We start from the raw sequence: 26566 nt of genomic DNA, 5'->3' as shown, positions 1-26566 counted from the left end.
CAATTAAAATGTAAGTTCAAATCCAAAAATCAGTGTTGAAACGTAAGGGACGGTGTCACCCTGGTGGGCACTACTTTTTTGCTCGGGATCCATTCCGTCTTTTACATTGGAGATCACGAACAAATCGTTAGCCGTTAGCGAAAAGCGTACCCTGTCTATACCTGCTCGGGAAATCAGGTCCTGAGGAAGTGTATACCCCAGCGATAGCACTTTGGCCCTCAGGTAAGAAGCTTTGACAACATTGATATCATTGGGATGTCCGTAGTTCCAGTTTTTTCTATGGCCATTATAGAAGATGGCCGGCCAGGGGGCATCACGATTGTCTTCCGACCAGGTTTGCCCGAGGAAAGCACTATTTTGGTTCATCCACCATCTGCTGAAAGGGAAAGCCAGTCCTCCTTCGCGCAATATATTTTGCCGGGCTACTCCCTGGAAGAACGCGCTAAAATCAAAGCCCTTCCATTGAGCTCCCAGCCGGATGCCAAAGCTATAGTGAGGATTGGCATCACCAAAATAAACCAGATCGTCTTCGTTGATCACACCATCTTCGTTTACATCTACACGCTTTACTGTTCCGGGCACAAGACGGTCAGGACTCCTGTACTGAGGAAGGATGGTTCCGGACTTCATGCTATTCTGATCATCTAAGCTCGCAAAACCATATTGATTATAGTAGTCAAGCACCTCTTCCTCAGTCGTAAGAATTCCATCGGTTACGTAAGTATAAATGGGATTGAGTGGTTTTCCCTCGATAATCTCACCATCACTTACTGAGTTTAACCCCCTCAATATCGTATTTGCGCCTTCCATACGGCTCACTTCACTGCGGCTGTCCCAGGCCATTAATCCAATGTTGTAGTTAAAGGAACCCACCCGATCATTCCAGTTCAATGAGACTTCCCAGCCTTTGGTGGTAAAGTCACCACTATTGGTTTTGGGGGCATTAGCCCCTAGTACCAGCGGGTAAGTGATATTCACCAGCATATCGTTATTTTCGCGAATAAAATACTCTGCTGTACCGTTCAAGCGGTTGTTTAAGATGGTAAAGTCAATGGCAGTGTTGATGGTGCTCACCCGTTCCCAGGTACGGTTTGTAGTGGTGATACCGGAAATCCATGCCGTATTTACCAATGAAGGAGGGGCACCAAATATAGTAGAACCCGCGCCCATATTAGAAATATAGTCATAGGCACCAATACCCGTAACCGAGCCGGTTTCACCATAAGAGGCCCTCAATTTCAAATTATCGAAGAAGCCCTCCTGCATAAAGCGCATTTCTGAAAGACGGATACCGGCGGAAGCGCCGTAGAAATTCTTCCATCTGAAGTCAGGGTGCAATCGTGAAGAACCATCCCGGCGAGCTAATGCCTCAAAGAGGTAGATGCCATTATAATCATAGTTCAATCTACCCAGGTAAGAAACCAAACCAATTGTTGAACTTCCTGTATTGAATCTGTTTCCATTGGAGTTCGTTACGGACCCTCCATTTACCGCCGTGGTGATATCTCCTGTATTGATATGGTCAAGTTCGTCAGATGCCATATTGGAACGAGACATGAAGTTTCTCGTATCTTCATCCTTTTGCGCGGTAGCTCCTACTGTCAGGCCAAAATTATTTTTACCCAATGAAAAACGGTAGTTGCCCTGTAGAGCATGCATGAGGGTTACATCTTCTGTTTGGTAGAGCTTGACGAAGGAATTTAATAAAGTGGTGGGAGTATAAGAAACGTTTCCTTCCCAATCGTACATGGTGACAGAGGTCTTTCTTTCCTTTCTTTCAGTGTTGCGCAGTCCTACATTGACATCATAACTAAAAGAGAGGCCTTTGACATGTTTGTCTAAATCCAGATTTAATTTACCTCCTAAACGCAATATTTTATCTCTGGTGTTGACCCGGCCACCTTCATCCAGTTTCGCCAGCATATTGTTGCCTCCAAAGGTATCATAATACTGTCCCAGAGGGTTGTACATCGGGAATATGTACATGTCCTGTACGCCTTCACCAACGCCCTGCAACGGGCCATCAATTAATCGGTCGTCATAAGAAACGCTAAAATCAGAGCTTAGCATATCATTTACTTGATACGACAGATTGGTGCGGAAATTAAACCTTTTAGCACCATCGTACACGAAATCAATAGGTGAGCGCTCATTATTATAGCCAAAAGAAGTTCTGTATACTACGCTTTCATTTCCTCCCGAAAGAGAAAGGTTATGTCTTTGAGATGATGTAGTACCATATACGGCATCATATTGGTTAACATCGGCTAAATGACGATCCTGCCCAAGCCAGAAATAGGACTCAGGGGCCATAGGCATGCTACCATCAATGATGGATACCAGTTCGTCACGCGTAAAGAAACGGTAATTAGAAGCGGCCTCTACCTCATTGCCATCTGCATCCCGGTAAAATATATTGTCATTATCACCCGCTTCCAGCCATAACTGAGCCCACTCGTTCAGATTTGCAAGAGGATAATCGTTGGCAAAGTTCAACTGATACTGGCCACTGTAGTCTACTTGAACCTTACCTTGTTTTCCTTTTTTGGTAGTTACCAGGATCACCCCTCCGGCAGCACGGGTTCCATAAATGGCGGCCGCTGCATCCTTCAATACTGAGATTGATTCAATATCGTTGGGGTTAATCGTAGAAAGCTGCCATTCGGGTATGATCAGCCCATCTAATACGACGAGTGGAGAAACACCATTAACGGAAATATCACCACGAATCTTGATATCCAGGCCTTCCTGCCCCGGACGAGAAGAAGTACGGGTTACTACTACGCCCGGCACTTCCCCCTGCAAGGACTGGGCAGCACTGGAAGTCCCTTTTGTCTGCAGTACTTCTCCCGATACCTGGGAGATGGAGCCGGTAAGTGTGGTTTTCTTTTGGGTACCGTAACCTACCACCACGACTTCAGATAGCGACTGTACATCGGGAAGCAATTCTACATTGATAACAGACCGGCCATCTATGGCTGTTTCTTCTGAAGTGAACCCGATGGATGAAAATACCAATGTGCTCGCATTCTCACTGACGGTAAGTTTATAATTACCATCAATGTCAGTTACGGTGCCTACGGTAGTTCCTTTTACCAGTATGTTTACTCCCGGCAGGCCATCACCATTTTCATCATTTACTTTTCCTGATATTGTTTGTTCCTGGGCAAAGGCATGCATATTCACCAGTAAGAGCATAGCGGTTGCAGTAAGCACTATCTTCCAGTGCTTATTTTGTAAATATCGTAATCTCATATGTAGTTTTAGATTAGTTGTAAATTCAATAAAGCAAAAATATTAGCTCATCTCCTGCGCTTGTAAAGGCAGAGGGCTTGCTCACCGAGCAGTAAAAATTTCAGCCAGATTGGCAAAATGAATTGTGGGTGATAGATTCACAGACATAGGTTTAGGTTTTGTTTGACATCATTTTCAAAGAAAAAATTGCTTGTGTTTCCCGGGTAAAAGCATACTGGCAATGTACAGGAAAGAATCAAACGGGAGTATGAATTATGATTCAAAACTGATAAACCATGTTTCATTTTGCTTTTGATAATGCTAAAAACGCATTTTAGGAGAGTTTTGCTACCAATTATTGAATTTCAGAATAATACTGATTGGGTGCTTTGCCAAAGTGCTCCCTGAAGGATTTGGTAAAATAAGCTGAGGAATTGAAGCCCGACAGGTAAGCAATCTCCTTGATGGAATATTGATTTTTTTTGAGTAAGTCTAAAGCATATCTGAGTCGGATGATCCTGATAAAATGACTTGGGTTTTTGCCGGTAAGGGAGTTGATTTTTCTGTAAAATTGGGAGCGGCTCATACCGACTTCCTGCAGAAGTTGTTCCAGCCTGAAATCCTGATCACTGATATTGTCCAGAATGACTTTAGTGACTTTATCCAGAAAGGCTTCGTCAAGGGTGTTGTTAGCTACTTCACTGGAGGGCAGCATCTCACCTAAGGCCGAAAACTTCTCTCTAAGTCGCTTTTTACTCTCTAGCAGATTGTTTATCCGGGCTTTAAGCACCCCTATGTTAAAGGGTTTGGGAAGATACTCATCAGCACCAGTGTCATAGCCTTCAATACGATCTTCCTCCAGGCTTCGGGCGGTGAGCAGAATTACCGGAATGTGACAAGTCTCCAGCCTGGTTTTTACCTGGCGGCACATTTCAAAGCCATCCATCTCCGGCATTTCCATGCTGGGCATCATCACATCACTGATTACTATGTCCGGATAGAACTTATGGATTTTCTCTAAGCCTTCTTTTCCGTTGGCAGCTTCCCTGACTTTGTACTGCGACCGCAACTCTTTTCGGAGGTGCATCCGCAGTTCTTTGTTGTCGTCTACAATCAGCACAGTAGGTCTTTTAGCGTCGCCCTGATTTTCCAGCTCTTCGTCTATATGGTATTGTCCGTCGGTAATCGCCAGCTCATATTCTGTAGAGCGTATTGCATTTGTTGCTTGCAGGTCGGTGCTTAGCATTTCTTTGAAAGGGACTCCTTTATAAGCACCTTTGTTTAAGGGCAAAAGCACAATAAATGAACTGCCTTTTTGGTATTCGCTCTCCACCATGATCTGTCCATGATGAATTTCTACCAGCCCCTTAGTAAAATTAAGGCCAATACCCGTACCGGTCTTAGAGCTATCCACATGAAAAAACCTGTTGAACACTTCTTTCAACTGTTCTTTTTTAAATCCTATACCGGTATCGCTCACGATTATTTCCGCATACTCCTTTCTGCCTTTAACTTTAGATCCTACCATCATGGAGATGCTTCCTCCACTCTCGGTAAACTTCACGGCATTAGACAAGAGGTTGGTCAATATTTTCTCCACCTTATCCGGGTCAAAATACCCGATGATGGGTTCTGAAGCACTTTTAAAACAAAAGTCCAGTGCCTTACTTCGGGCCAGATCTTCAAACAGGAGGAAAGTGTCTTTGCTAAATTTAGCGATGTCGCCTTTTACCAGTTCTAAAGGTGTTTTTCCAAGATCCATCTTTCTGAAATCCAGAAGTTGATTCATCAGGCTGAGTAGCCTTCTGGCACTTCTTTGGATTCTCAGGGCTGAGTCCCGTACTTCTTCCGGATCATTGTAGGCAGAGAGAATCTTATCCACAGGATTAAGAATCAGCGTCAGGGGAGTTTTAAACTCATGAGAAACATTGATAAAGAACTTAAGTTTAAGCTGATCCAATTCATGCTCTTTTTCTTCTCTGACAATTTTTACATAGAACCTGATGGCTAGCCAGGCAAGTATGAAAAAGCCAAGGACATAAAGTACATAGGCCCACCATGTTTTCCATAGGGGCGGCAACACACGAATATTAATACTGGCCTCTTTGGCATTTTTCAGGTCTCCGTCCAGGTAGGCTTTTACTTCAAAGGTGTAGCTTCCCGGAGCAAGACCGGAATAACTGGCTGCTCTGGATTTACCATCATGAACAAACTCATTCTCCAGGCCTGCCATTCTGTACGCATACTTGACCCGCTCAGGGTTTTGCAGATGCAATGCCACATACTCAAAAGTGATGTAACCCTGATCATGCCTGAGTAGCAGTTCATTGGTTTGATTTATACTCTTTTTGAGTAAGACCTCATCTCCAATAGTATCACCCACGTTTACCACTTCGTTAAACAACTTTAGCGTGGTGATTACCGGCTGGACGCTTTCATAGTTGTCCCCGACTTCAGTAGGGTCAAATATATTGAAGCCATTGATGCCCCCTGCGATGATACGGCCATCCTCTGTTTTGGTGATGGATTTACTCTGGAACTCCATCCCCTGCAGTCCATCGTTTACGTTAAAATTTTCAAAGCTATTCTCACTTACATCCAGCCGAGATATGCCACTTTTGGTGGTAAGCCACAGATCATGCTGATTGTCCTCCTGTATTCCTATTATCAGATTGCTGGGGAGTCCGTCTTTGACTGAATATGTCCTTATTAGCTGAAGGTCAGCGTTCAGTTTATGTAAGCCCAGATCTGTACCCAGCCAGATATTGTGTTCATGATCTTCAGTAATAAAGTTAATCCGCTTTCCTAGTATTGCGGTCTCATCTACAGTCTCAAATACTACATCCTCAGGTTTTCTGTCCTCCAGCTGTTTAAGGTCAAGAACGCTGACTCCTACAGAGGTTCCTATCAGCAGTCGTTGCTGTGTATCTATAAACAGAGAAAAAACAAAATTACTTAAAATGCTGCCAGCTTCATGCGCTTGATGTGTGAAGTGCTTAAACTCTCCGGTTTCAGGTATTCTTACGTTTAAGCCAGCCGTCTGTGTTCCCACCCACAAACGGTGCTGTTTGTCTTCTACCGCGCACCAAACCGTATTCTGTCCTATGCCATTTGGCCTGTTGGGATTATGTTTAAACTGTTTTACGCTATTAGTCTGCGGGTAAAACCTATTGAGTCCACCATCCCAGGTACATACCCAGATAGAGCCATCATAACTTTGTTTAAGAAAAAGAATTTTGTCTGAGCTTAAAGTATTGCGCTCAGCAGGCTGGTGACGGTAATGCCTGAACGTAAAAGAGTCTTCCTCAAATAAGTTCAATCCTCCACCATCAGTACCTATCCAGATCCTACCCTTCTTATCCTGCATGACGGATTGAGCGATTCTGGCACTAAGTCCTTCGGTAGTTCCTGATTTATAAAAATAATGACCAAATTCAGATTTAGCCAGTGCTAGTTTAGCGAAGCCTTTATTGTAAGTAGCAAACCAAAAGATACCTTCATCATCCTGAAGGATTTTTGAAGGTTGGTTATTAGGCAAAGAAAAGGGTACCTCCGGATCGTTTTCAATATGCTGCAAGACATTTCCTTTTTCATCCAGCAGATATAGTCCGAAGCCATCAGTAGCGACCCATTTATTGTTGTTTTTATCAAGGTAGAGATCAAAAATAGGGATGCGGTGCTTTACCGGAGAAATCAGTTCAAATGTATTGCGGTCCCTATCCCAATACACCAGTTTAGACAGATCATTGCCAATCCAGAAATCATCATTTTCGTCAACCAATACGCTTTTAGGTAGATGACCTAGTTCAAAAGCTTCCCCTACATCTATGAGTACACGCTCAAAAGTCTCGCTTTCCTCCACATAACGGTTAAGGTGTTCTCCGGCGCTGCCTACCCAGATATTTCCTTCTGCGTCAGCAAATATGCTGGAGATATCATTATGATCTATGGTTTGCTCATTCTTACTGCTGTGGGTAAAATGCCTGAAGTCGGGCCACTCTCCACGCTGGGTATCATAGTTTACAAGGGTGGCCATATAGAGGCCATTTTTGGTGCCTACCCACAGCTTGTTTTTCGCACTATCATAGAAGACTGTATTGATGAGATATCGTCCTTTGGGTGCATCCTGTAAATTAATACGGTAAAAAGACTTATGTTCTTTATCAAATACATTCAGTCCATTGGTGGTGCCAATCCAGAGATTGCCGGCTGAATCTTCGGCAATAGAACTGACCCGGTTGCTGCTGATGGACTTTGGGTTACCTATTTCTGGCCGGAAAATCTCAAATCCGTAACCATCATATTTGTTGAGGCCATCTATAGTACCCACCCATATAAAACCCTCGCTATCCTGAAAAACTTCCAGACACGTACTACTGGATAGTCCCTCCATGGTAGAAAACTCCTCAAATTTTAGGTTTGAATATTGGGCATGCGCGTAAAATGATACCAAACAAAATAAAAATTCCAATACATACACACTTGCTCTCTTGCTATTCATGTTCTCAGTCATCAGTTAGGAAGCTGCTTCATATCATACAGTTACAAATTAGAAAATAATTATTTGTACTTGGGGCATAAGTTGATTTTAGCTAGATATTTAATTGGCACAATAAAATACTTTTTGACTTGCTGTGATAGTGAAGCCGGTTAAAGTTTCTACGCTTAACTTGCCAGATATGAAATATGCAAGAGTATAAATTGCTATTGAGGGCAAGGCGAGCGTGGTAGTTTGTTGGTTTCATATTTCTTTTACAGAAATGTACCAATAATATAAGTTCCCCTCACAGGAAGTAGAACCAGGCAGGTTTTGCTTGACACAGTCTCTACGAATAGAGCGCTTGCTAATCCTGATGGAGTGTAGAGCGATGCTGACCAATATCCAATGAATATAATTCTTCTAAGTGGCTTCATAGGATGCTGAACAGCATGCATATAAGTGATTTTGACTATCACGCAGCGGAAGCTTGTTTGTGAATCAGAACTTTTAGGAGGGCTTCGCATCTGTATATTTATTCCGGATGGTAGCAATTGATGCAGCAGGAAAAAACTTAGATTGTCATTACAAATAGTAAAGGCAGTGGTTAATTTTTAGCATTTTGTTCCAACCTGTTAGCAGATGTTGGTCTTTAGCTAAAAAATGATTTCCTTCAGAAAAGGTCTTTAATTCAGCTGGATGAAATTCATTAAGCAACATATTAGAAATTCTGCTGCTAAGCTTCATGCTGAAAGTGAAGGTTTTGATCTGTTTTCTGATACGGATCTTTGGAGTGAACTTATTAAAGGAAGCCATAATGCTTTTGAGCAGATTTACTATCGATATGTAAACCTACTATACGACTATGGATTTAGATTGAGTGGGGAGCCTCAATTAGTGGAAGACTGCATACAGGATTTCTTTACTGATCTTTGGGTGAAAAGGAATAAGCTACCTCAGGTTAAAGCGGTTAAATCTTATCTGCTGGTTTCGCTAAAAAGAAGGTTGTTCAGAAAACTGGCGCATCAAAAAAAAGATGTACTCAAAGTTTATGAAGCTTTGGAACCAAGAATGGCTGGGTTTGACCCTGATTTTGATGTGGGCCATGCTGAAGACAGTAGGATTGCCCTTACCCAAGCCTTAACTCATCTTAGTAATAAACAGAAAGAAGCCATTTATCTACGGTTCTATAACCTGCTTTCCTATGAAGAAATAGCCGAAGTAATGGAAGTACAGGTGAAGGCAGTCTATAAGCTGATGGCAAGAGCATTGAAAGTACTTCGGGCTACTATGAACCAACCTATCATTACCCATCTTCTAATTGCCATTTTAGCATCATAATTGAACAATCTATATAACTGGTTTAATGAAGAGGTGTTTTTTTTGAATGCTATCTAATTATTAAAAAAGTGTTGCAGTGCATGGGGTAAAATTAACCCTCTTTGTATCCTATTAATAAAGAACAAAGGGTATGAAGCACGCTAAGTTTTACAAGTATGCTGATTTTCAGGTAGAAGACTTCCTCAACGATGAATACTTTCAGGAGTGGATAGTAAGTCCTGATGAGGAAAAAGAGGCCTATTGGAAAGAATATGTGCTACGCTTCCCCCTCCAGAAAGAGAAAGTAGAAGAAGCACGTAAACTGTTTGAAGGTCTCCGCTACACCCCATATTCTTTATCCAAAGAAAAGCAGGATGAGATGCTTCAAAGGATAAATACACATGCTTCTGCGCTGAATTATGAGAGAAGCGCTCCATTTTATCAGAAAAAGTACTTCGCTGTAGCGGCCTCCTTATCTTTGGTGATACTCTCTACCCTATTTTGGTTAGTGCCACTTTTTAATGAAACATACGAAACCACCTTCCAGGAGACAAAAACAGTCGTGCTTTCTGACGGTAGTGAAGTAACGCTCAATGCAAACTCTAAGATCAAGGTTGTGATCGATACTGAGGAAAATCAGCCGCGGGAAGTGTGGCTGGAGGGAGAAGCGTATTTTGAAGTAAAGCATCTGGATGAAAAGATGGCAGTATCGAGGCCCAATCTGAATAAGTTTGTAGTACATACTGCTAATCTTGACATAGAAGTATTGGGTACCACCTTCAATGTCTCCAGCCGTTCAAGAAAGAGTGAGGTCCTCCTGAAAGAAGGCAGCATAAAGGTAGCGAGTGAACAGGTTGAGCAAACACAAATATTAAAACCGGGAGATCTGTTGGCACTATCAGTAGAGGATAAAGACTTTCATATAAAAAAAATGGAGAGGGATGTAGAACTGCCATGGCGAGAGAACTTCTTTGTTTTTCAAAATACGCCTCTGAAAGAGGTGGCAAAAATAATGGAAGATTATTATGGGGTGCAGGTAGAGATAATAGATGTTAGGTTGAGGGATAAAATCTTTACTGCCAAAGTCTATAGAAGTGATCTGCCTATTTTGCTACAAGCCATAGAGGCCTCATTCAATGTAAAGGTAAACAGACAAGGAAGTAAGATTCAGATAAGTCATTAAAAGAAGCCTGTCGGCATTTCACCTGCCAGCATACACCGACAGAGTTTCCATCATTTACATAAATACCTAATACTTATGCAACTTAAAACTACACAAAAAACCAGAGTAATGTTAGGGTCATTGCTTTTGATGTTCAGTTTCTGCACGCTGCAGGCTCAAAATTTAGCCTCAGTAGGAGACAGCCAGCCCTTGGTATACCAAAGCTATCAGGGTGAAGGGGAATTACTGCAAAACTTTCTGATGCAATTAGAAAATGACTACGAAGTACAGTTTGCCTATGACGGAGAGTTAATCAATGGCCAGAAAGTCAACGTCAGCATAGAAGAAGGACAAAGTCTGGAAGCCATACTCAATATCGTGCTCAATATGCATGCACTGCAATATCAAAAGCTTGGAGAAAAACTCTATGTCATCAAACGCCAGGAGCAGAAAGAACTCCGAAAGCTTGATAAAGCTCCTGATGATAAAGATAACTCTAAGGAAAAGCCTTTGGCGATCGGTTCTTTGCGTTCTGGCATTAAACCTTTGGAACAAACTATTAGTGGCATTGTATCTGACGAAGATTCTGGGCAACCATTACCGGGAGTCAATGTGCTAGCGAAAGGAACCACAATTGGTACAGTTACTGACGTTGAAGGTCAGTACCGCCTGACTGTTGGAGATGATGTTAGTACGCTTGTATTTTCTTCTATAGGCTATGTTTCTCAGGAAGTACCAATTAATGATAGAAATAGCATTAATATATCTCTCCTGCCAGATGTGCAATCCCTTTCAGAGGTAGTAGTAGTAGGCTATGGTACCCAGAAGAAAGCGGATGTTACGGGTTCTGTTGCCTCCGTCTCTGAAGAGGCCTTACAAAGCAGACCGATGGCCAATTTTGAAGATGCTTTACAGGGCAGGTCTAGTGGCGTACAGGTAAGGCAGGCAGGAGGAGACCTGAGTGGTAAATTTACCATCAATATCAGAGGAGTAGGATCGGTCACCGGGAGCAACGACCCATTAGTTGTGGTAGATGGCGTTCCGCTCTTCAGTGGTGACTTTTCTACCATCAACCCTAAAGATATTGCCTCAATTGACATATTAAAAGACGCCTCTGCCACTGCCATTTATGGCTCCAGGGCAGCTAATGGCGTAGTCATCGTCACCACAAAAAAAGGCAAAGCCGGGGCCACACAATTTACCTTCAGCACTGACCTGGGGTTTGAAGAAATTACCGAATCCTTTGATGTCATGAGCACTGAAGAGCAACGCCTCTTGTTTGTGGAAGCTTTCAAAAATTCAAACCGTGATATTTCAGTTTATGATGATCCAACCAACCCCGCCTGGCAGGTAGATACAGATTGGCAAGAGCTGGGCACCAGGACCGCATTCAGACAAAACTATAACTTAGGCTTCAGTGGCGGTTCTGAAAAAACACAGTTTTCAGGCTCCGCTTCTTACCTAAACCGGGAGGGTACCTTGCTGAACTCTGACCTTAAGTCCTGGTCATTGAGGGTGAACATGAACTCAGAGCTGAACGATTGGCTTAAAATTACTACGAATCTGACCGGAAGCCATCAGGTACAAAATGTCCAGAACAATGACTCCTGGGGTAGCAGTGGTTTCAGAAGCCTCGTCTATCAACACTCTTTTACGCCAGCCTATGACGAGGAGGGTAATTTAACCGCTGTGAATACAACCGCAGCGCCCTATTTTGGGGCGAATGACAACCCACTTATTGACATGGTATTGCCTACCAGAGAAGATAATGTGACCAGAATCCTGGGTAACACCAAGTTAGATGTAAAGCTGACAGATGAACTAGTACTATCAGGGAATCTGGGTGGAGATATCGTCCTGGGGGATGGATATACCTACTTACCTGTCTATCAAATTGGTAGATTCAGCCGTCCTGAAGGAAGTGTTACGGTACCCACCAGCAAGCAGATTAACTGGGTATCTGATCTTACTTTGAATTATGACAAGCAAATTAACCAACATAATATCAAGACCCTGCTAGGGTTTTCTGCTCAGCAGTTCCTTACCAAAAATAACACTACCACAGGTACAGGAACCATTGATAACGCTCTCAACCAGCTTTCTAACCAAACCAACTTCAATGCCAGCGGGGCTGATATAAGTGCGCGGCCTGGTATCTACTTTCCTGCGGGTGAATTATGGTTTTCAGGATAAATATCTGCTGACCGCTACTGTGCGTCGGGACGGTTCTTCCAAATTTGGGCCGGACAAACGATATGGTCTGTTCCCTTCAGCTTCAGTGGCATGGAGAGTTTCTCAGGAAGACTTTTTACAGTCTTCTCAACTCATTGATGACCTGAAGTTTAGGGTAAGCTACGGCCTGACAGGGAATCAGAACATTGGAGATTTCGCTTTTATCACCCGCGCAGGTGCAGCCCCTTATGTGTTTGGAAACAGTGTAGTAGTAGGTAATGCGCCACAAAATATTGGTAATCCTAACCTGCAATGGGAAGCTACCAAGCAATTTGACATAGGGATAGACCTTTCATTGTTTGAAGGAAGAATCTATTCAACCCTGGATTACTATGATAAACAGTCGGAAGACCTGCTGATATCTACGCCCATCCCTCTCACCTCAGGCGTAAGTCAGGATCCTATTGTAAACCTCGGCTCAGTAAAAAATACCGGTGTTGAATTCTCTGTTTTGTCCAGAAACATAATAGGTGCTTTTTCCTGGACAACGGATTTTAACATATCATATAACAAAAATGAGGTAATTGATATTGGTACCAACTCTATCGGGGAGCCTTTGGAGATTCCCGGCCAGTTGATTCCGCTATCTAACCAGCAAGCCAACCTGACGCGGGCTGGCCATCCCGTAGGCGCTTTCTATATGTACCAGTATGATGGCGTCTGGCAGCAGGGGCAGGAAGATGAAGCATTACGGTGGTCCAGCGCTGTGCCTGGAGATCCCCGTTATGCGGACTTGAACGGAAATGGGGTGTTGGATGTAGAAGACAAAACATTTGTAGGCAACCCTCATCCCAAATTCTTTGGAGGTATGGATAACACCTTTGCCTACAAAAACCTTTCATTGTCCGTATTTCTCAATTTCGCTACCGGCTATCAGGTATATAATACAGCTCGGAACCTGTTTTCCAGAGGAGTTCCTTTTGTCCAGAATTTCGCTGAGGTAAATGGCTTCTGGACGCCGGAAAACCCTAGCAACACTGTCCCCAGACCTTCTCAGGGAGGAAATACAACTACGCTGACAACCTTGGTCTCTGATCGTTTTCTGGAAGATGCGGATTTTCTGCGGGTGAAAAACGTCAGATTATCCTACAATTTCCCTGCATCATTTTTCAGTGGAAGAATTGTCCGGGGAGCACAGCTTAGTTTGACGGCAACCAATCTGTTTACTTTTACCAAATATTCAGGCTTAGATCCTGAGGCTTCCAGTCGCACAAGTCTGCTTTCGGCGGGTATAGATTATACCCCCTATCCCCTTACCAGGCTGATATCATTGGGAGCACAATTCACCTTTTAACAGATATACTTGATCATCAAAAATATTTAAGTCATGAAACGTGCAAAAATAATAATTTTAACCTTCATGCTTGGCACCTTCTTACTAGCAGGTTGCGAAGATATATTGGAACCCGCACCGCAGGGACAGGTAGCACTTGAAGACCTGCTTACTACCGAAAGTGGAATGATCACGGCAGTAAATGGTGTTTATCAGCCCCTTCAAGGATTGTATGAAGGCAATATGCTGAGAATAACCGACATGGCCAGTGATGACGGATGGACCTGGAGAAAAGAAACAGAGCCAGATATTTATATTGTGGAACAAACTTTTAACATAACCCAAAATGTTTGGTCCAGCCATTATACAGGCATTACCCGCGCCAATACCGTATTGGCAAATTTATCGGGCATAGAAGAGTATTCCAGTCAGGAGATGAGAAATGCCCTGGAAGGGCAGGCCAAATTTATGCGGGCCTTTTATTACTTTAATATGGTACGGCTATTTGGGGGCGTGCCTTTGATCCTGGAGGAAATAGAAAGTCGTGAAGATTCAGAACAGGCCCGGGCCAGTATTGAACAGGTATACGCACAGATCAAAACTGATATAGCAGATGCAATTACGCTTTTACCTCCTTCTTATCAGGGGGGCGCCGGGATGGAGGCGGGTAGGCCCACTACCTATGCGGCAAGTGCCCTGAAGGCGTTGGTGCATCTGGAGCTGGAGGAGTGGAATGAAGCCGCTGAGGCTGCTAGTGCGGTGATCGGAAAGGGTAGTTTGTTGGAGAATTACGCGGATAATTTTAACGGCTCTCAGGAAAATGGCCCCGGGGTGCTGCTTGAGGTACAATATGGGGGAGTAACAGGCCAGACGGCCAGTTCGCAAAGTAATGGCTTTGCTCCGCCGGATTTCAATGGTGCAGCCTTTATTTTACCTACCGATGACAACTTAAACGGGCAGGGGGGAAGCTTATCTTCAGGCAATAGTTTTATCCAAATTTTTGAGCCGGGAGATTTACGCAAAGATGTCATCGTACAAACCTACGGACTGGTAAATTTTATTGATCCTTCTATGCCTGATGGGAGCCTCTATTATGTCAACAAATACTATAATACCAATGATCCGATAGGGCTAAGTACGTGGAACTTCCCTTTGATTCGCTATGCTGAAATTTTGTTGGTGCGGGCCGAAGCTCTGAATGAACAGGGCTATGTGCCTGATGGTGAGGCTTTTTCCCTCTTAAACAGTACCCGGACCAATGCCGGCTTATCTGCTTTGACGGCTGCTGACCTACCCGATCAGGCTGCTTTTAGAAAGGCGCTGAGGGAGGAAAGAAGGAAAGAACTTGCATTTGAAGCCAAAAGATATTATGATCTGAACCGCTGGGGGATTCTGGAGGAGACAATCCAGGAGCAGATGGATTTTCTGGGGCTTACTTTTCCCAGTAGTAGAAATATAAGTCATCCGATTACTGGAAAACAGTATTATCTTTATCCCATACCAAGTATTGAGTTTGTAAATAACGCCAATTTAGGTGAACAAAACCCCGGCTATTGATGAGGATACCACTAAGTAATGTATTGATACTGTTTTTATCATTCGCTTGCTGCTACTGTAGCAGCAAAGCGGATGGGCCGCCTGATGCGGACAGGCCCAACATTGTATTAATTATGGCTGATGACCTTGGTTATCATGACCTGGCCTGCTATGGTAATACAAAAATCAATACACCAAATATTGATGCTCTGGCTGAAGCGGGCTTACGGTTAACCAATTTTCATTCCAACGGAGTAGTGTGCAGCCCCACCCGGGCTGCTTTGCTGACAGGCTTGTATCCGCAGGAAGCGGGAGTAGAAGGCGTGGTAACGGCCAAAAGCCATCGGGATGTAGGGATGAATCTTGATCATTACACCTTAGCTGAATATTTAAAAGACGCAGGTTATGCTACCGCTGCCTTTGGTAAGTGGCATTTAGGTTATCAGGCTAAGTATGGTCCTCTTTCCCAGGGTTTTGACCATTTTAAGGGCTTTGTCAGCGGTAACATAGATTATTTTAGTCATATTGACCAGGAAGGATATGAAGACTGGTGGCAGGGCACAGAACTCAATCCTGAAGAAGGCTACTTAACCGAACTCATCACCGATCACGGGATTGATTTTATCAGGGCTCATCAGGACTCTTCCTTCTTTTTGTACTTGCCACATGGTGCTCCTCACTACCCCTACCAGGGGCCTGAAGATGAAGCCGAACGAAGCATCGCTGGTGATTTCGTAGTAGGTGGAAAAAGAGAAGATAAAGATGTGGCGTACAAAGAAATGATTGAATCACTGGATAAAAATGTGGGAAGGATTGTACAGACTTTGGAAGAAGAGGGACGCATGAATAACACCCTCATCATTTTTTGTTCGGACAATGGTGCTACCCCGAATGTAGGCTCCAATGCTCCTTATCGGGGGTACAAAAGCCAGGTATACGAAGGTGGCCATAGAGTGCCAGCTATCTTCTATTGGAAAGGTAAAATCAGTCAATCTGTAAGCGATGAGTTAGTGCTGTCTATGGATATCTTTCCCACCATTGCAGATTTGGTAGCAGAAGACCCGGTAAATACGGAGAAAACCTCCGGGATCAGTGTCGCCGAACTTCTGCTCGGCAATCAAGCCGGGCTGACCAACAATGAACGTACGGTTTTCTGGAGGTTTAAAAACCAAAAAGCTGCCACCAAAGCACCGTGGAAAGTGGTGCTGACACCCGATAGTGCTGAGCTTTTTAACCTGGCCAATGATCCGTCGGAAACCACAAACCTCAAAGACAGTTTCCCTGAAATTTTTGTAGAATTGAACGAATCTTTGAAAAACTGGGAAGAAGGTCTTACAGAAGAATTAATCTCAAACTAACACAATATCACCTATGCTTAAGTGTCTATTCGTAGTAAATTGCTTATTGTTTCATATAGTGTTTAATCCTTTGTTTGCCCAGAATGCAAGCTCATCGGGCCAGCCCAATATTGTTTATATCCTGGCGGATGATTTGGGGTATGGCGATATTTCATTTTTCAATGAGAACTCAAAACTCCATACACCTGCTATAGATGAATTAGCAAAAGGAGGAGTCGCATTTACCGACGCACATACCAGTTCTTCTGTCTGTACGCCTACCCGATACAGTATCCTTACGGGCAGGTACAACTGGCGCTCAACATTAAAAAAATCCGTGTTAAGCGGATATTCAAAAGCACTGATTGAACCAGAGCGAATGACGGTAGCAGATCTGTTGCAGCAGCATGGGTATCATACGTCTTTTGTGGGAAAATGGCATCTGGGATGGGACTGGAGCTTTAAGCATGAAGCTGATGATATCAATTCCTATAACCTGAACAACAATCCTGAGGTTGATTTTACCCAACCCATCACAAATGGCCCTAACGCTCAAGGTTTTGATTATTCATTTGGCTTTAACGGCTCCCTGGACATGCCTCCTTATGTTTACATTGAGAATGCAAATGCCACTTCCTCCATTATTGATACCACACAAAATGTGGATACCAAAGGCTTCTGGAGGAAAGGGCCTACCGCCCAGGATTTTAACCATACCTTGACCCTGGACGATCTGACTGAAAAAGCAGTAGCTTACATCAGTGAACAGGCAAAACAACCTGCACCTTTTTTCATGTATTTTGCCCTTCCCGCCCCGCATACCCCTATCTTACCTACCACCGAATTTCTGGGGAAAAGTAATACCAACTTTTATGGTGACTTTGTTCTTCAGGTGGATGATGTTGTAAGAAGGGTGGTAGAGGCACTGGAAAAGCAGGGTGTACGTGAGAACACCATGATCATTTTTACGAGCGATAATGGCTGCTCACCGAAAGCGGATTTTGGGGAGTTGGCTAAGGTGGGGCATGATCCAAGTTATATCTACAGAGGTCATAAAGCAGACATTTATGAAGGAGGACATAGGGTTCCTTTCATCGTAAACTGGACCGGTGGAATAAAGAATCCTTTGGTTTCCGATGAGGTGATCTGTACCACCGACTTAATGGCTACCTGTGCGGATATCTTAGACACCGATTTACCTGATGATGCCGCAGAGGATAGTTATAGCTTTTTGCCGGTATTACAGCAGAAGAGCTACACAAAACCTTTGAGAGAAGCCACTGTACATCATTCTATAGAAGGACGTTTTGCTATCAGAAAAGATGAGTGGAAACTGATACTCTGGCCCGGTTCGGGAGGATGGAGTGCGCCCAAGAGCGGAGAAGCTTTGGAGGGGCTGGAACCTATGCAACTCTATAATCTGGCGGAAGACCCTGCCGAGCAGGAGAATTTGTATCATAAACATCCTGAGGTAGTGAAGTCTTTAACAGCATTGTTAAACGACTATATCAAAAAAGGGAGAAGCACCCCTGGTAAAGAGCAGCGCAATGACGGGCCTGCTGTATGGGAGGAGTTAGACTGGATGGGAGCTGAAAATTCAAATGAATAGGTGATGAATTCCATCACTAAAGTTTTCAGGGGTCATATGCTACTTGCTCTTATTATTTCTGCTTGCACTTCCGCAGTAGAAAAGCCAAATATCATCATCATATTGGCTGATGACATGGGCTATGGAGATTTGTCATGTTATAACCAGGAAGCAAAGTTTCAAACGCCAAATATTGATAAGCTGGCAAGCGAAGGCATGTTGTTCACAGATGCCCATTCTCCTTCTGCGGTATGCACACCGACGCGATATAGTATACTGACTGGCAGATATGCGTGGAGAAGCCGCCTGAAAGAATGGGTACTATGGGAATGGGATCCTCCCCTCATTGCGCCTGAACTTACTACGCTTCCCGCGTTTTTGAAGCATCAGAGTTACCATACTTCTGCTATTGGCAAGTGGCACCTGGGCTGGAACTGGCCTACTACAGACACTATATCAGCCAAAGAGACAAATGGCAAAAATGTAGATTACGGGCAAGCTATATCAGGTGGTCCCCTTAGCTATGGGTTTGACTATTATTTTGGTGATGACGTACCCAACTTTCCTCCCTATACTTTTATAGAAAATAATAAAGTCATGGCTTTACCTACTGAGGATAAGCCTGGCACCATGTTTGGCAAAGCAGGTAAAATGGCTGCCGGCTGGAAACTTGAGCATGTGATGCCGGAGATTACCAGAAAAGCTGTAGAATATATTCATGATAAAAAAACTGAAACTGACCAGCCTTTCTTCTTATATTTTGCTTTAACTGCACCTCATACACCGATCGTACCTACAGCTGATTTTAAAGATAAAAGCAATGTCGGTCCTTACGGTGATTTTGTGTTAGAAGTTGATTGGTCAGTGGGCCAAATCGTAGAAGCATTAGAGCAAAGTGGACAAAGGGAGAATACAATTATTTTTTTTACCAGCGACAACGGCTCTCCGGCACGGGATGGTACCAGTCATTCGGGACCGATTGGCTCGGTAATCGCCAACTTCGGGCATCATCCAAACGGGAAGCTGAGAGGGCTAAAGGCAGACATATGGGAAGGGGGGCACAGGGTGCCATTCCTCGTAAACTGGAAAGGTCATATTGGTGAAGGAACGGTCAATAATTATCCAGTGTCGAGTATCGACTTGTTCCCTACTATTGCTGACCTGTTGGAGAAGCCATTTTCCGGAGATGAAAAAGCAGGTAAAGATAGCTACAGCTTATTACCTCTTCTCCAAGGTAATGAGGATGATACGCTGAGAAACAGAAGTCTGATACACCATTCCGGCGCAGGAGTTTTCGCAATCAGAAAAGGACCATGGAAGCTCATTCTTTCGGATGTTTCTGGTGGCTTTAGTGATCATAGTCATCCGGATGGTTATGGAATAGAAACGCCGGGACAGTTGTACAATCTGGATGAAGACATCAGCGAAAAAGAAAATCTTTACGACAGACGACCGGATATAGTGAATAGCTTGCTCAACTTACTTGATAAAGCTCAGCAGTAGTTTCTTATACAAACTAACTATTTTGGCAGATGCAAAAACTTTGATAGTATATTTTGTGGCGGCTTTCTTGCTGATTTGCTCAGCGCTATTTTATGCGTCCATTGAGCAGTCATACATATATTTTTAGAGAGAGCAGTTTTTGTTGAATTGTGCTGATATGGATAACTTTATCAGCTCACCTACATTACCACCCATTTAAGGTAATAGGTTCTTTTTGAAATTATCATACGACGTAAACCTGAAAAGGGTCACGGCAGCAGCTTTTACTATGAAGACTCGGTCAGGCTGTCGTCCTTATTGTTCTATGGCAGAAAAAAAAGGTGGGTGGGCATGACTTAGGGTTCCAGCAAAGACAATAGATTCACCCACATGATGCGGAAGAACATAGAGGTTTGAAATTGTAGAATAGAGAAGCATCGGGCAGGTTATTACTTCGGTAAAAATTAATGTGAAGCAAATGACAATCGGAGATATGATAAAAAATAGATAAATTATCAAAAAAAGTCTACCATGAACAAGCGATTAAAAGCAGCTACAAACAGCCAGTCAAGAAGAACCTTTATCAAAAAATCCATCCTGGGAGGAGCGGCTTTACCCTTATTCCCTGGAGATCTATCTTGGGGTGGGCATGATCCTGCGGCTACTCCTTTGAAAGTTCACATATTCTCCAAACACTTACAGTTTTTGAATGAGCAGGATATGGCTGAGGCTGCTGCCGAAATTGGATTTGATGGCATTGACCTAACGGTACGTCCTAAGGGACATGTGCAGCCGGAGAGAGTGGAAGAAGAGTTGCCAGGTGCGGTAGAAGCTATGCGCAAAGTGGGTTTTGCTCCCAGTATGATGACCACCGCTGTACAGGACCCCGATAACCCAACCGATAGACAGGTGTTGGAAACAGCGGCTAAGCTTGGGATGCAGTATTACCGCATGAGCTATTTTCGCTATCAGGATGATAAGAGTATACCCGAGTCACTGCGATACTTTCAACAAAGGATGGAAGCCTTAAGTCAGCTAAACAGTGAGTTGGGGTTAACCGGATGTTATCAGAATCATGCTGGAAACTATGTGGGCGCTTCTATCTGGGAACTGTGGGAACTTCTGAAGAAGGCCGATTCGCAGTCGATGGGCGCTCAGTACGATATCCGGCATGCCGTGGTTGAGGGTGGTATGTCCTGGCCCAACAGCCTGCGATTGATACAACCCCATATCAAAACTTTAGCCATTAAGGATTTTATATGGGAAAAGAAAAATGGAAAATGGTATCCCCGAAATACTCCTTTGGGAGAAGGCATGGTAGATTTTAAAACCTATTTCCAGCTATTGAAAAAATACCGCATTCAAGCTCCGATATCTCTTCATCTGGAATATCCGATTGGGGGCGCTGAACACGGAGATACCAAACTGTCAGTTGACAAACAAATAGTTTTTGATGCCATGAAGAAAGATTTAAAAACTGTCAGAGAGTGGTGGCAACATGAAGGATGAGAGCGGTCCGAAGGAAGATAACTCTTTGATAGTGACAGCTTATTTTCTCACGGCCTTCTGTTAGTAGTAAAAAAATGAGGTTCATTCCCCCTGGAGCTCCGGGTTTTCCATTTGGTATTGTATGGGCAGCCCAGCGTGCTGAACTCTGGCTTTGGCGTCCTCTCTGGGTCATGCCGACGAGTGTATCAGCATAGTGCTCTATTAGGATGCTTTAGCTTGCAATTTATAGCCGGTAAAGTACCCTCTCAATTTTCTTTAGTTACATCCTGAACTACTATCAAATTGAAAAAGAGTCAATTGTAACTACCTGATAAACAATCATTAGTACGAGAAATAATCGGAATTTATAAAAATAGGATTCTCACTAAATAAATGCTGTTTACATAAAAAATTCAAAAATTCTTGTTTTATCTAAACGATTGTTTAGTTATCTCGTTATATATAAACGTAATATGCCAAGGACAAAGAATTATATTGAGCAGGAAGTAATCGAGAAAGCTATGAACTTATTCTGGCGTAACGGTTACGAATCCACTTCTATGCAAATGCTTGAGAAGGAAATGGGCATTAACAAATTTTCTATCTACTCCAGTTTTGAAAATAAAAACGGGGTTTTCCTTGAAAGCATAAAGTGTTACAGGCAGAAGCTTAACAGATTGCTCAGTAATTTAAAGTCATCTACCAATGGTGTTGAAAGCATCAAAGAATACTTCTACAATTTTGTTGAATTCTCTAAAGATAATGGATATGGAAAGGGCTGTTTGGTGACGAATACCGCAAACGAAATCGGGCAAGATGCTGATAAAAAAATTAAAGACGCACTTTCACAATTCACAGAAAATGTGAGAGCGCATTTTGCGGAAATTTTGAGACGGGATCAATCCAAAGATAATGAGATAATTGAACAACAAGCTGACTATCTGATAATAGCCATGTTTGGACTAGCATCAGCAAGCAGAACATTCAACCCATCGCAATTGGAAAATTATATAGAAAACATTTTTAAAAGTTTATAAGCTTTTTTTTAAGCGATAACTAAATGATCGTTTAGTTATTTAATAATTATAGTAGTAAATAAAAGTTCAAATTATGAGTACGACACAAAAAAGTGAATCATTGACAATTCATAGCATAGAATCAGCACCCGAAAAAAGTAAAGCATTACTACAGAAATCAAATAATGCTTATGGTTATGTGCCCAATTTGCACGGTGTTTTGGCAGAAGCGCCAGGATTATTGGAAGCTTACCAAAATATACACGAGTTATTCGCAAATTCCTCTTTTGACAAGGATGAGCTTACAGTAGTGTGGCAAACCATCAATGTAGAACACGAATGTCACTATTGTGTACCGGCACACACAGCAATTGCCAAAGCAATGAAAGTGGATGACGCCATTACAGAAGCATTAAGAAACAACACAAAGCTGCCTTCTGAAAAACTGGAAGCATTGCGAACCATGACCTTAGCGATGGTCAGGAATAGAGGCAATGTAAGCCAAGACGAAATGGCTATGTTTTATGATGCGGGTTTTAACCAAAGACAATTACTGGAAATCATTCTCGGACTTGCTCAAAAAACAATCAGTAATTATACCAATCATATTGCTGAAACACCTTTAGATAAGGGAGCTGAAAAATATGCATGGAACTGATAACAAATATTTATATAGGTGTCAGCGGTATCTGCTGACACTTATGATTAAACAAGCTCTCTATCAAAGGGGAAACTTATATGAATTATAAGAGAAGGAAGTATCTTAAAAACCTGGGTATCATTGGCCTGTCGGGATTTATTTCACCTGCTATGGCTAACAGCTTTAAAAAAACTGAGCATATGAACACGAAAGATTTACCAAGGCCAAAAGTTTTGTTTTTTGATGTAAACGAAACATTACTGGACCTGACACAAATGAAGCAACAAGTTGGTAAAGCTTTACATGGCAGAGAAGACCTGCTTTCACTTTGGTTTACCACCATGCTGCAATATTCTCTGGTCACCACTGCTAGTGGTCAGTACCATCATTTTGGTTATATAGGTGCCGCTGCACTACAGATGGTTGCGGCAAATAACAATATTGCTATTTCAGAAAGTGAGGCAAGAGAAGTAATAGTGAATGCTTTAAGAGGTCTGCCTGCTCATCCTGAAGTAAAACTCGCATTGAGGCAATTAAAAGAAGATGGATACAAATTGGTGTCGTTTACTAATTCCTCAAACGAGGGTGTAAAAAAACAGTTTGAAAGCGCGGGCTTGACTGAATATTTTGAAGAAAGGTTAAGTGTAGAAGAAATTGGTAAATTTAAACCTTTCAAAGAGACTTATGATTGGGGGGCCAGGAAAATGGGGATTAACCCGAATGAAGCGATGCTGATTGCGGCTCACGGATGGGATGTGGCAGGCGCCTTATGGGCAGGATGGCGAGCGGCATTTATTAGCAGGCCAGGCAAGCAACTCTTCCCGTTGGCCCCGGAAGCCGAAATAGTAGTTTCAGACTTGCAAAAGGTGTCAGATATTTTATTGACTTATAAGTAAATAAAAAAGTATAAAAGATTCGCTTGGACGAAACTACCCGACATGCGTCATATGCTGACCCACGGAGGAAAGCGATTGATAAAAGCCATATTTTTTAAATAAAGTGGCTTTGTTGTAAACCTCCTTAGATATCGGAGAAACCCAGAAAGACCCAATAATTCACTATTTCAAAAAATAGAAATTAATGGGTGAAATTGAGTAGCCATAAAAAGCCAGCTTCCAGAGAGCTGGCTTTTTACTATAAATTGCTCTGATGGAAATTTAGACACCAGCGTTGTTTGATTATTTTGCACAGACATTTTGAAAAAACAGAAGAACTTTAAATTTACATGCTGAAAGGCTTGATCTGGTTTAAATCAGCAACAGTTTTAATAAAGTGAATTTATTCAGCCCTGGAGGCTGTGGATGAAAATTTTAGTTTTTACTACCCTTAATGCAAGGCTTTAAAAAACATGCTGCAACTTTAACTAAAGTATTTATGCACCATTCTTTCTATTTTCAAAGGAAAATATGAGGCTTTGAGTTTTTGACCTCCTACTTTAGTGGAAAGAACAAGCTTTAGCATACACTTGACGGCAAGACCATCACGAAAATCAGTTCAATGATTGACGAAAAAAGCTGTTTACAGGCAATAGCGCATGGCAGTGAAGAGGCATTAGAGCAGCTTTACCTTCATTATAGCGATCGGGTTTTCAATACGCTCATCAGCTATACCAAGAATGCGGAAGATGCCGACGAACTGTTGCAGGATGTATTTGTCACCATTTTTAACACGGCTTCCAGCTTTCAGTTCAATTCGTCTGTCAGTACCTGGATCTATCGGATTGCTGTAAATAAATCGTTGGATTTTCTGAGAAAAAAGAAGAGTCAAAAGCGTTTTGGCATCTTTACTTCACTGTACGTCAGGGACTCAGCTGAGATAAAGTACGAATCTATAGATTTTGTACACCCAGGGGTAAAATTAGAAAACAAAGAAAACGCTAAACTGCTTTTTCAGGCCATTGATACACTTTCTGAAAACCAGAAGACGGCTTTCATCCTTACTCAGATTGAAGGACTACCGCAGAAGGAAGTAGCTGAAATTATGAATCAAAGCCGGAAAGCAGTAGAGTCACTGGTACAGCGGGCAAAAGCAAATTTGAAACAAGCATTGGAAAAATATTTCCCGGACCGAAGGAAAACAAAAAATAATACGTCAAAATAAGTATGAAACAGGAGGATCGTGTCAAAAAGGCTATGGATAGCCTTGACGGTATACAAAGGGCAAAAGCCCCCGAGCAAACCTTTGCTAAAATTCAAAAAAAGCTGGCGGATCAGCGCAAGGAAAAGGCGGCAAGACATCAGCCATCCCGTTTTGCGTGGGTGAAAGTCGCTGCCGTTATTGCTATGGTGCTTTGCTCCAATATTTGGGCAGTGACCAATTATCTGGCTTCTGAAAGCATGACTGCAGAAGAGAGGGGAGACTACTCTCAAATTGTTACTGATTTTAATCTGTATGAAAATGAATAGCAATACTTATAGGATTGGATTTTTTGTCTTATTAGTAATCAATATTGCGCTACTTGTGATTTTCACAATGAGGCCAGAGATGCCGATGCAACAAAGAGGATTAAAGGATGAAATTAGCCGGGAGCTAAACTTCACTGAAGAACAAAAAGCGATATTTGATGAAATGGCAGAAAATCATCATGAAGCCATCCGTGAGCTTGAAAAGCAGGAACAGGAACTGCTTAGATCATTTTTTCAACAACTCTCATTGGATTACTCCAAGGAAAATAAGGAAGCCCAGCTTGAGCATATTTTGCAGTTAGAAAAAGATAAAATCATCGTTACCTACAATCATTTCGAAGAGCTGAAGGAGATGTGTAACGAGGAACAACTGAAGCGGTTTGACAGGGTAATGGAACGAATACTACCTGTTTTGATTAATTCATCGGACAGGCCTATGAAGCCGGAAAGACCTCCTTTTTAAACTCTACTTCTCTACTCTTTGCACCTTAAGGTCTGATCGATTTCACTATCGATACAAAATCAACCTCTCTTGTTGGAGGAATTTTTTTTTAATTAGTGCCACTGCGAGGGATTAAGAAATAATGCACGTCTATAAATACAAACAATAAAATAAGACATGCAAAAATTTCGTTTAGCAATTTTACCTATAATGATTGTAGCCATGCTCGTATCTGTCAATGGCTGCAAAGAAGAGGCAACTCCTGAGAATGAAGTAGTCAAAGAGCTACACGCTGCCTTCGCAGAATTTGATACTGAAAATACGGACATCTACCTGGACGGTCCTGATGTGGTAATTGAGACTAATGGGCTCCCGAACCACAAAACTGTTTACTGGGGTGTTGGTCATGAGTTGTATCAGGAAGAGCCTGATGTACAATTGACTCCATCCATCATTCCAAATTTTAACGGGGCAGCCTCCTTGACTGTATCTGCAAACCCACAAAAAGCGAGTTCAACCACATCAACCAGTCTGGGTGCAATAGGCATTGCCATTAGTGGAGCTTATATTTTCAATGATCAAGAGGGCAATGGTGCATTAGATCAGGCTTCAGTGTCTCTGGACTTTACCGGGGCGCATATTGGGCCAGGACAATATCATTATCATCTGGAACCAAAGGCATGGACGAATGATGATGAAAATTTAGTGGGAATCATGGCTGACGGGTTTTTCCTTTATGGAAGAAAATGCTATTCCACGGGTGATCGTCCTACTGATCTTGATGAATCAGGTGGCCATACAAGTATAACTCAACACACGAATGAAGAAGAATATCATTACCACATTGAAAATGAATTATACCTCAATCAATATTATCTGCTTTTTGCAGGAAAATACCAGGGTACTCCGAGCAGGATTAATTAAAGTTTGGTTT

18 protein-coding genes are annotated in these 26566 nt (G+C 42.6%); 16 read left to right on the top strand and 2 right to left on the bottom strand.

Annotated elements, in window-relative coordinates; genetic code table 11:
* Positions 1-3: 3 nt before the first annotated feature.
* Both OKW21_RS22200 and OKW21_RS22195 read right to left on the bottom strand, forming a co-directional pair.
* Positions 4-3255 (bottom strand): SusC/RagA family TonB-linked outer membrane protein, encoded by a 3252-nt coding sequence (locus OKW21_RS22200; protein WP_277483604.1) that lies wholly within the window; start codon positions 3253-3255, stop codon positions 4-6.
* Between the two features lie 334 nt (positions 3256-3589).
* Positions 3590-7735 (bottom strand): hybrid sensor histidine kinase/response regulator transcription factor, encoded by a 4146-nt coding sequence (locus OKW21_RS22195; protein ID WP_277483602.1) that lies wholly within the window; start codon positions 7733-7735, stop codon positions 3590-3592.
* A gap of 675 nt (positions 7736-8410) precedes the next feature.
* On the opposite strand from OKW21_RS22195, the gene OKW21_RS22190 reads away from it, so the two are divergent.
* From OKW21_RS22190 to OKW21_RS22115, 16 genes are all read left to right on the top strand, one after another.
* Positions 8411-9052, top strand: coding sequence for an RNA polymerase sigma factor (locus OKW21_RS22190; protein ID WP_277483601.1), 642 nt, complete (start codon positions 8411-8413; stop codon positions 9050-9052).
* 130 nt (positions 9053-9182) lie between these two features.
* The gene (locus OKW21_RS22185) at positions 9183-10214 is read left to right on the top strand and encodes a FecR family protein (RefSeq protein ID WP_277483598.1); all 1032 of its coding nucleotides are present in this window, start codon (positions 9183-9185) and stop codon (positions 10212-10214) included.
* A gap of 75 nt (positions 10215-10289) precedes the next feature.
* A complete protein-coding gene (locus OKW21_RS22180) occupies positions 10290-12386 on the top strand; it encodes a SusC/RagA family TonB-linked outer membrane protein (RefSeq protein ID WP_277483596.1) in 2097 nt (698 codons plus the stop codon).
* Positions 12364-13719, top strand: a complete 1356-nt coding sequence (locus OKW21_RS22175; RefSeq protein WP_277483594.1) for a SusC/RagA family TonB-linked outer membrane protein — start codon at positions 12364-12366, stop codon at positions 13717-13719. Before OKW21_RS22180 ends, OKW21_RS22175 begins: the two co-directional genes overlap by 23 nt.
* 33 nt (positions 13720-13752) lie before the next feature.
* Entirely contained in the window at positions 13753-15255 is a 1503-nt protein-coding gene (locus OKW21_RS22170) for a RagB/SusD family nutrient uptake outer membrane protein (RefSeq protein WP_277483590.1), read from the top strand.
* Positions 15255-16592 carry a sulfatase-like hydrolase/transferase gene (locus OKW21_RS22165; protein ID WP_277483588.1) on the top strand — a complete coding sequence of 446 codons (1338 nt, stop codon included), beginning with the start codon at positions 15255-15257 and terminating at the stop codon, positions 16590-16592. Before OKW21_RS22170 ends, OKW21_RS22165 begins: the two co-directional genes overlap by 1 nt.
* A gap of 13 nt (positions 16593-16605) precedes the next feature.
* Positions 16606-18180, top strand: a complete 1575-nt coding sequence (locus OKW21_RS22160) for a sulfatase family protein (protein ID WP_277483586.1) — start codon at positions 16606-16608, stop codon at positions 18178-18180.
* 3 nt (positions 18181-18183) lie between these two features.
* Positions 18184-19662, top strand: coding sequence for a sulfatase family protein (locus OKW21_RS22155; protein WP_277483584.1), 1479 nt, complete (start codon positions 18184-18186; stop codon positions 19660-19662).
* Positions 19663-20172: 510 nt separating this feature from the next.
* Positions 20173-21150 carry a sugar phosphate isomerase/epimerase family protein gene (locus OKW21_RS22150; RefSeq protein ID WP_277483582.1) on the top strand — a complete coding sequence of 326 codons (978 nt, stop codon included), beginning with the start codon at positions 20173-20175 and terminating at the stop codon, positions 21148-21150.
* Between the two features lie 500 nt (positions 21151-21650).
* Positions 21651-22166, top strand: coding sequence for a TetR/AcrR family transcriptional regulator (locus OKW21_RS22145; RefSeq protein ID WP_277483580.1), 516 nt, complete (start codon positions 21651-21653; stop codon positions 22164-22166).
* Between the two features lie 73 nt (positions 22167-22239).
* Positions 22240-22803, top strand: coding sequence for a carboxymuconolactone decarboxylase family protein (locus OKW21_RS22140; RefSeq protein ID WP_277483579.1), 564 nt, complete (start codon positions 22240-22242; stop codon positions 22801-22803).
* A gap of 80 nt (positions 22804-22883) precedes the next feature.
* Entirely contained in the window at positions 22884-23681 is a 798-nt protein-coding gene (locus tag OKW21_RS22135; RefSeq protein ID WP_277483578.1) for a haloacid dehalogenase type II, read from the top strand.
* A 601-nt stretch (positions 23682-24282) separates the two neighbouring features.
* Positions 24283-24885, top strand: coding sequence for an RNA polymerase sigma factor (locus OKW21_RS22130; protein WP_277483576.1), 603 nt, complete (start codon positions 24283-24285; stop codon positions 24883-24885).
* A gap of 2 nt (positions 24886-24887) precedes the next feature.
* On the top strand, positions 24888-25190 hold the full coding sequence (locus tag OKW21_RS22125; RefSeq protein WP_277483574.1) for a hypothetical protein: 303 nt from the start codon (positions 24888-24890) through the stop codon (positions 25188-25190).
* A gap of 79 nt (positions 25191-25269) precedes the next feature.
* Complete coding sequence (locus OKW21_RS22120) at positions 25270-25653, top strand: hypothetical protein (RefSeq protein WP_277483572.1); 384 nt, start codon at positions 25270-25272, stop codon at positions 25651-25653.
* Positions 25654-25809: 156 nt separating this feature from the next.
* Positions 25810-26556 (top strand): YHYH protein, encoded by a 747-nt coding sequence (locus OKW21_RS22115; protein ID WP_277483570.1) that lies wholly within the window; start codon positions 25810-25812, stop codon positions 26554-26556.
* Positions 26557-26566 lie beyond the last annotated feature (10 nt).

Source organism: Catalinimonas alkaloidigena, assembly GCF_029504655.1.
Lineage (GTDB): Bacteria > Bacteroidota > Bacteroidia > Cytophagales > Cyclobacteriaceae > Catalinimonas > Catalinimonas alkaloidigena.
The sequence above is the reverse complement of the archived record's forward strand: the minus strand, read 5'-3'. Positions and strand labels throughout refer to the sequence as shown.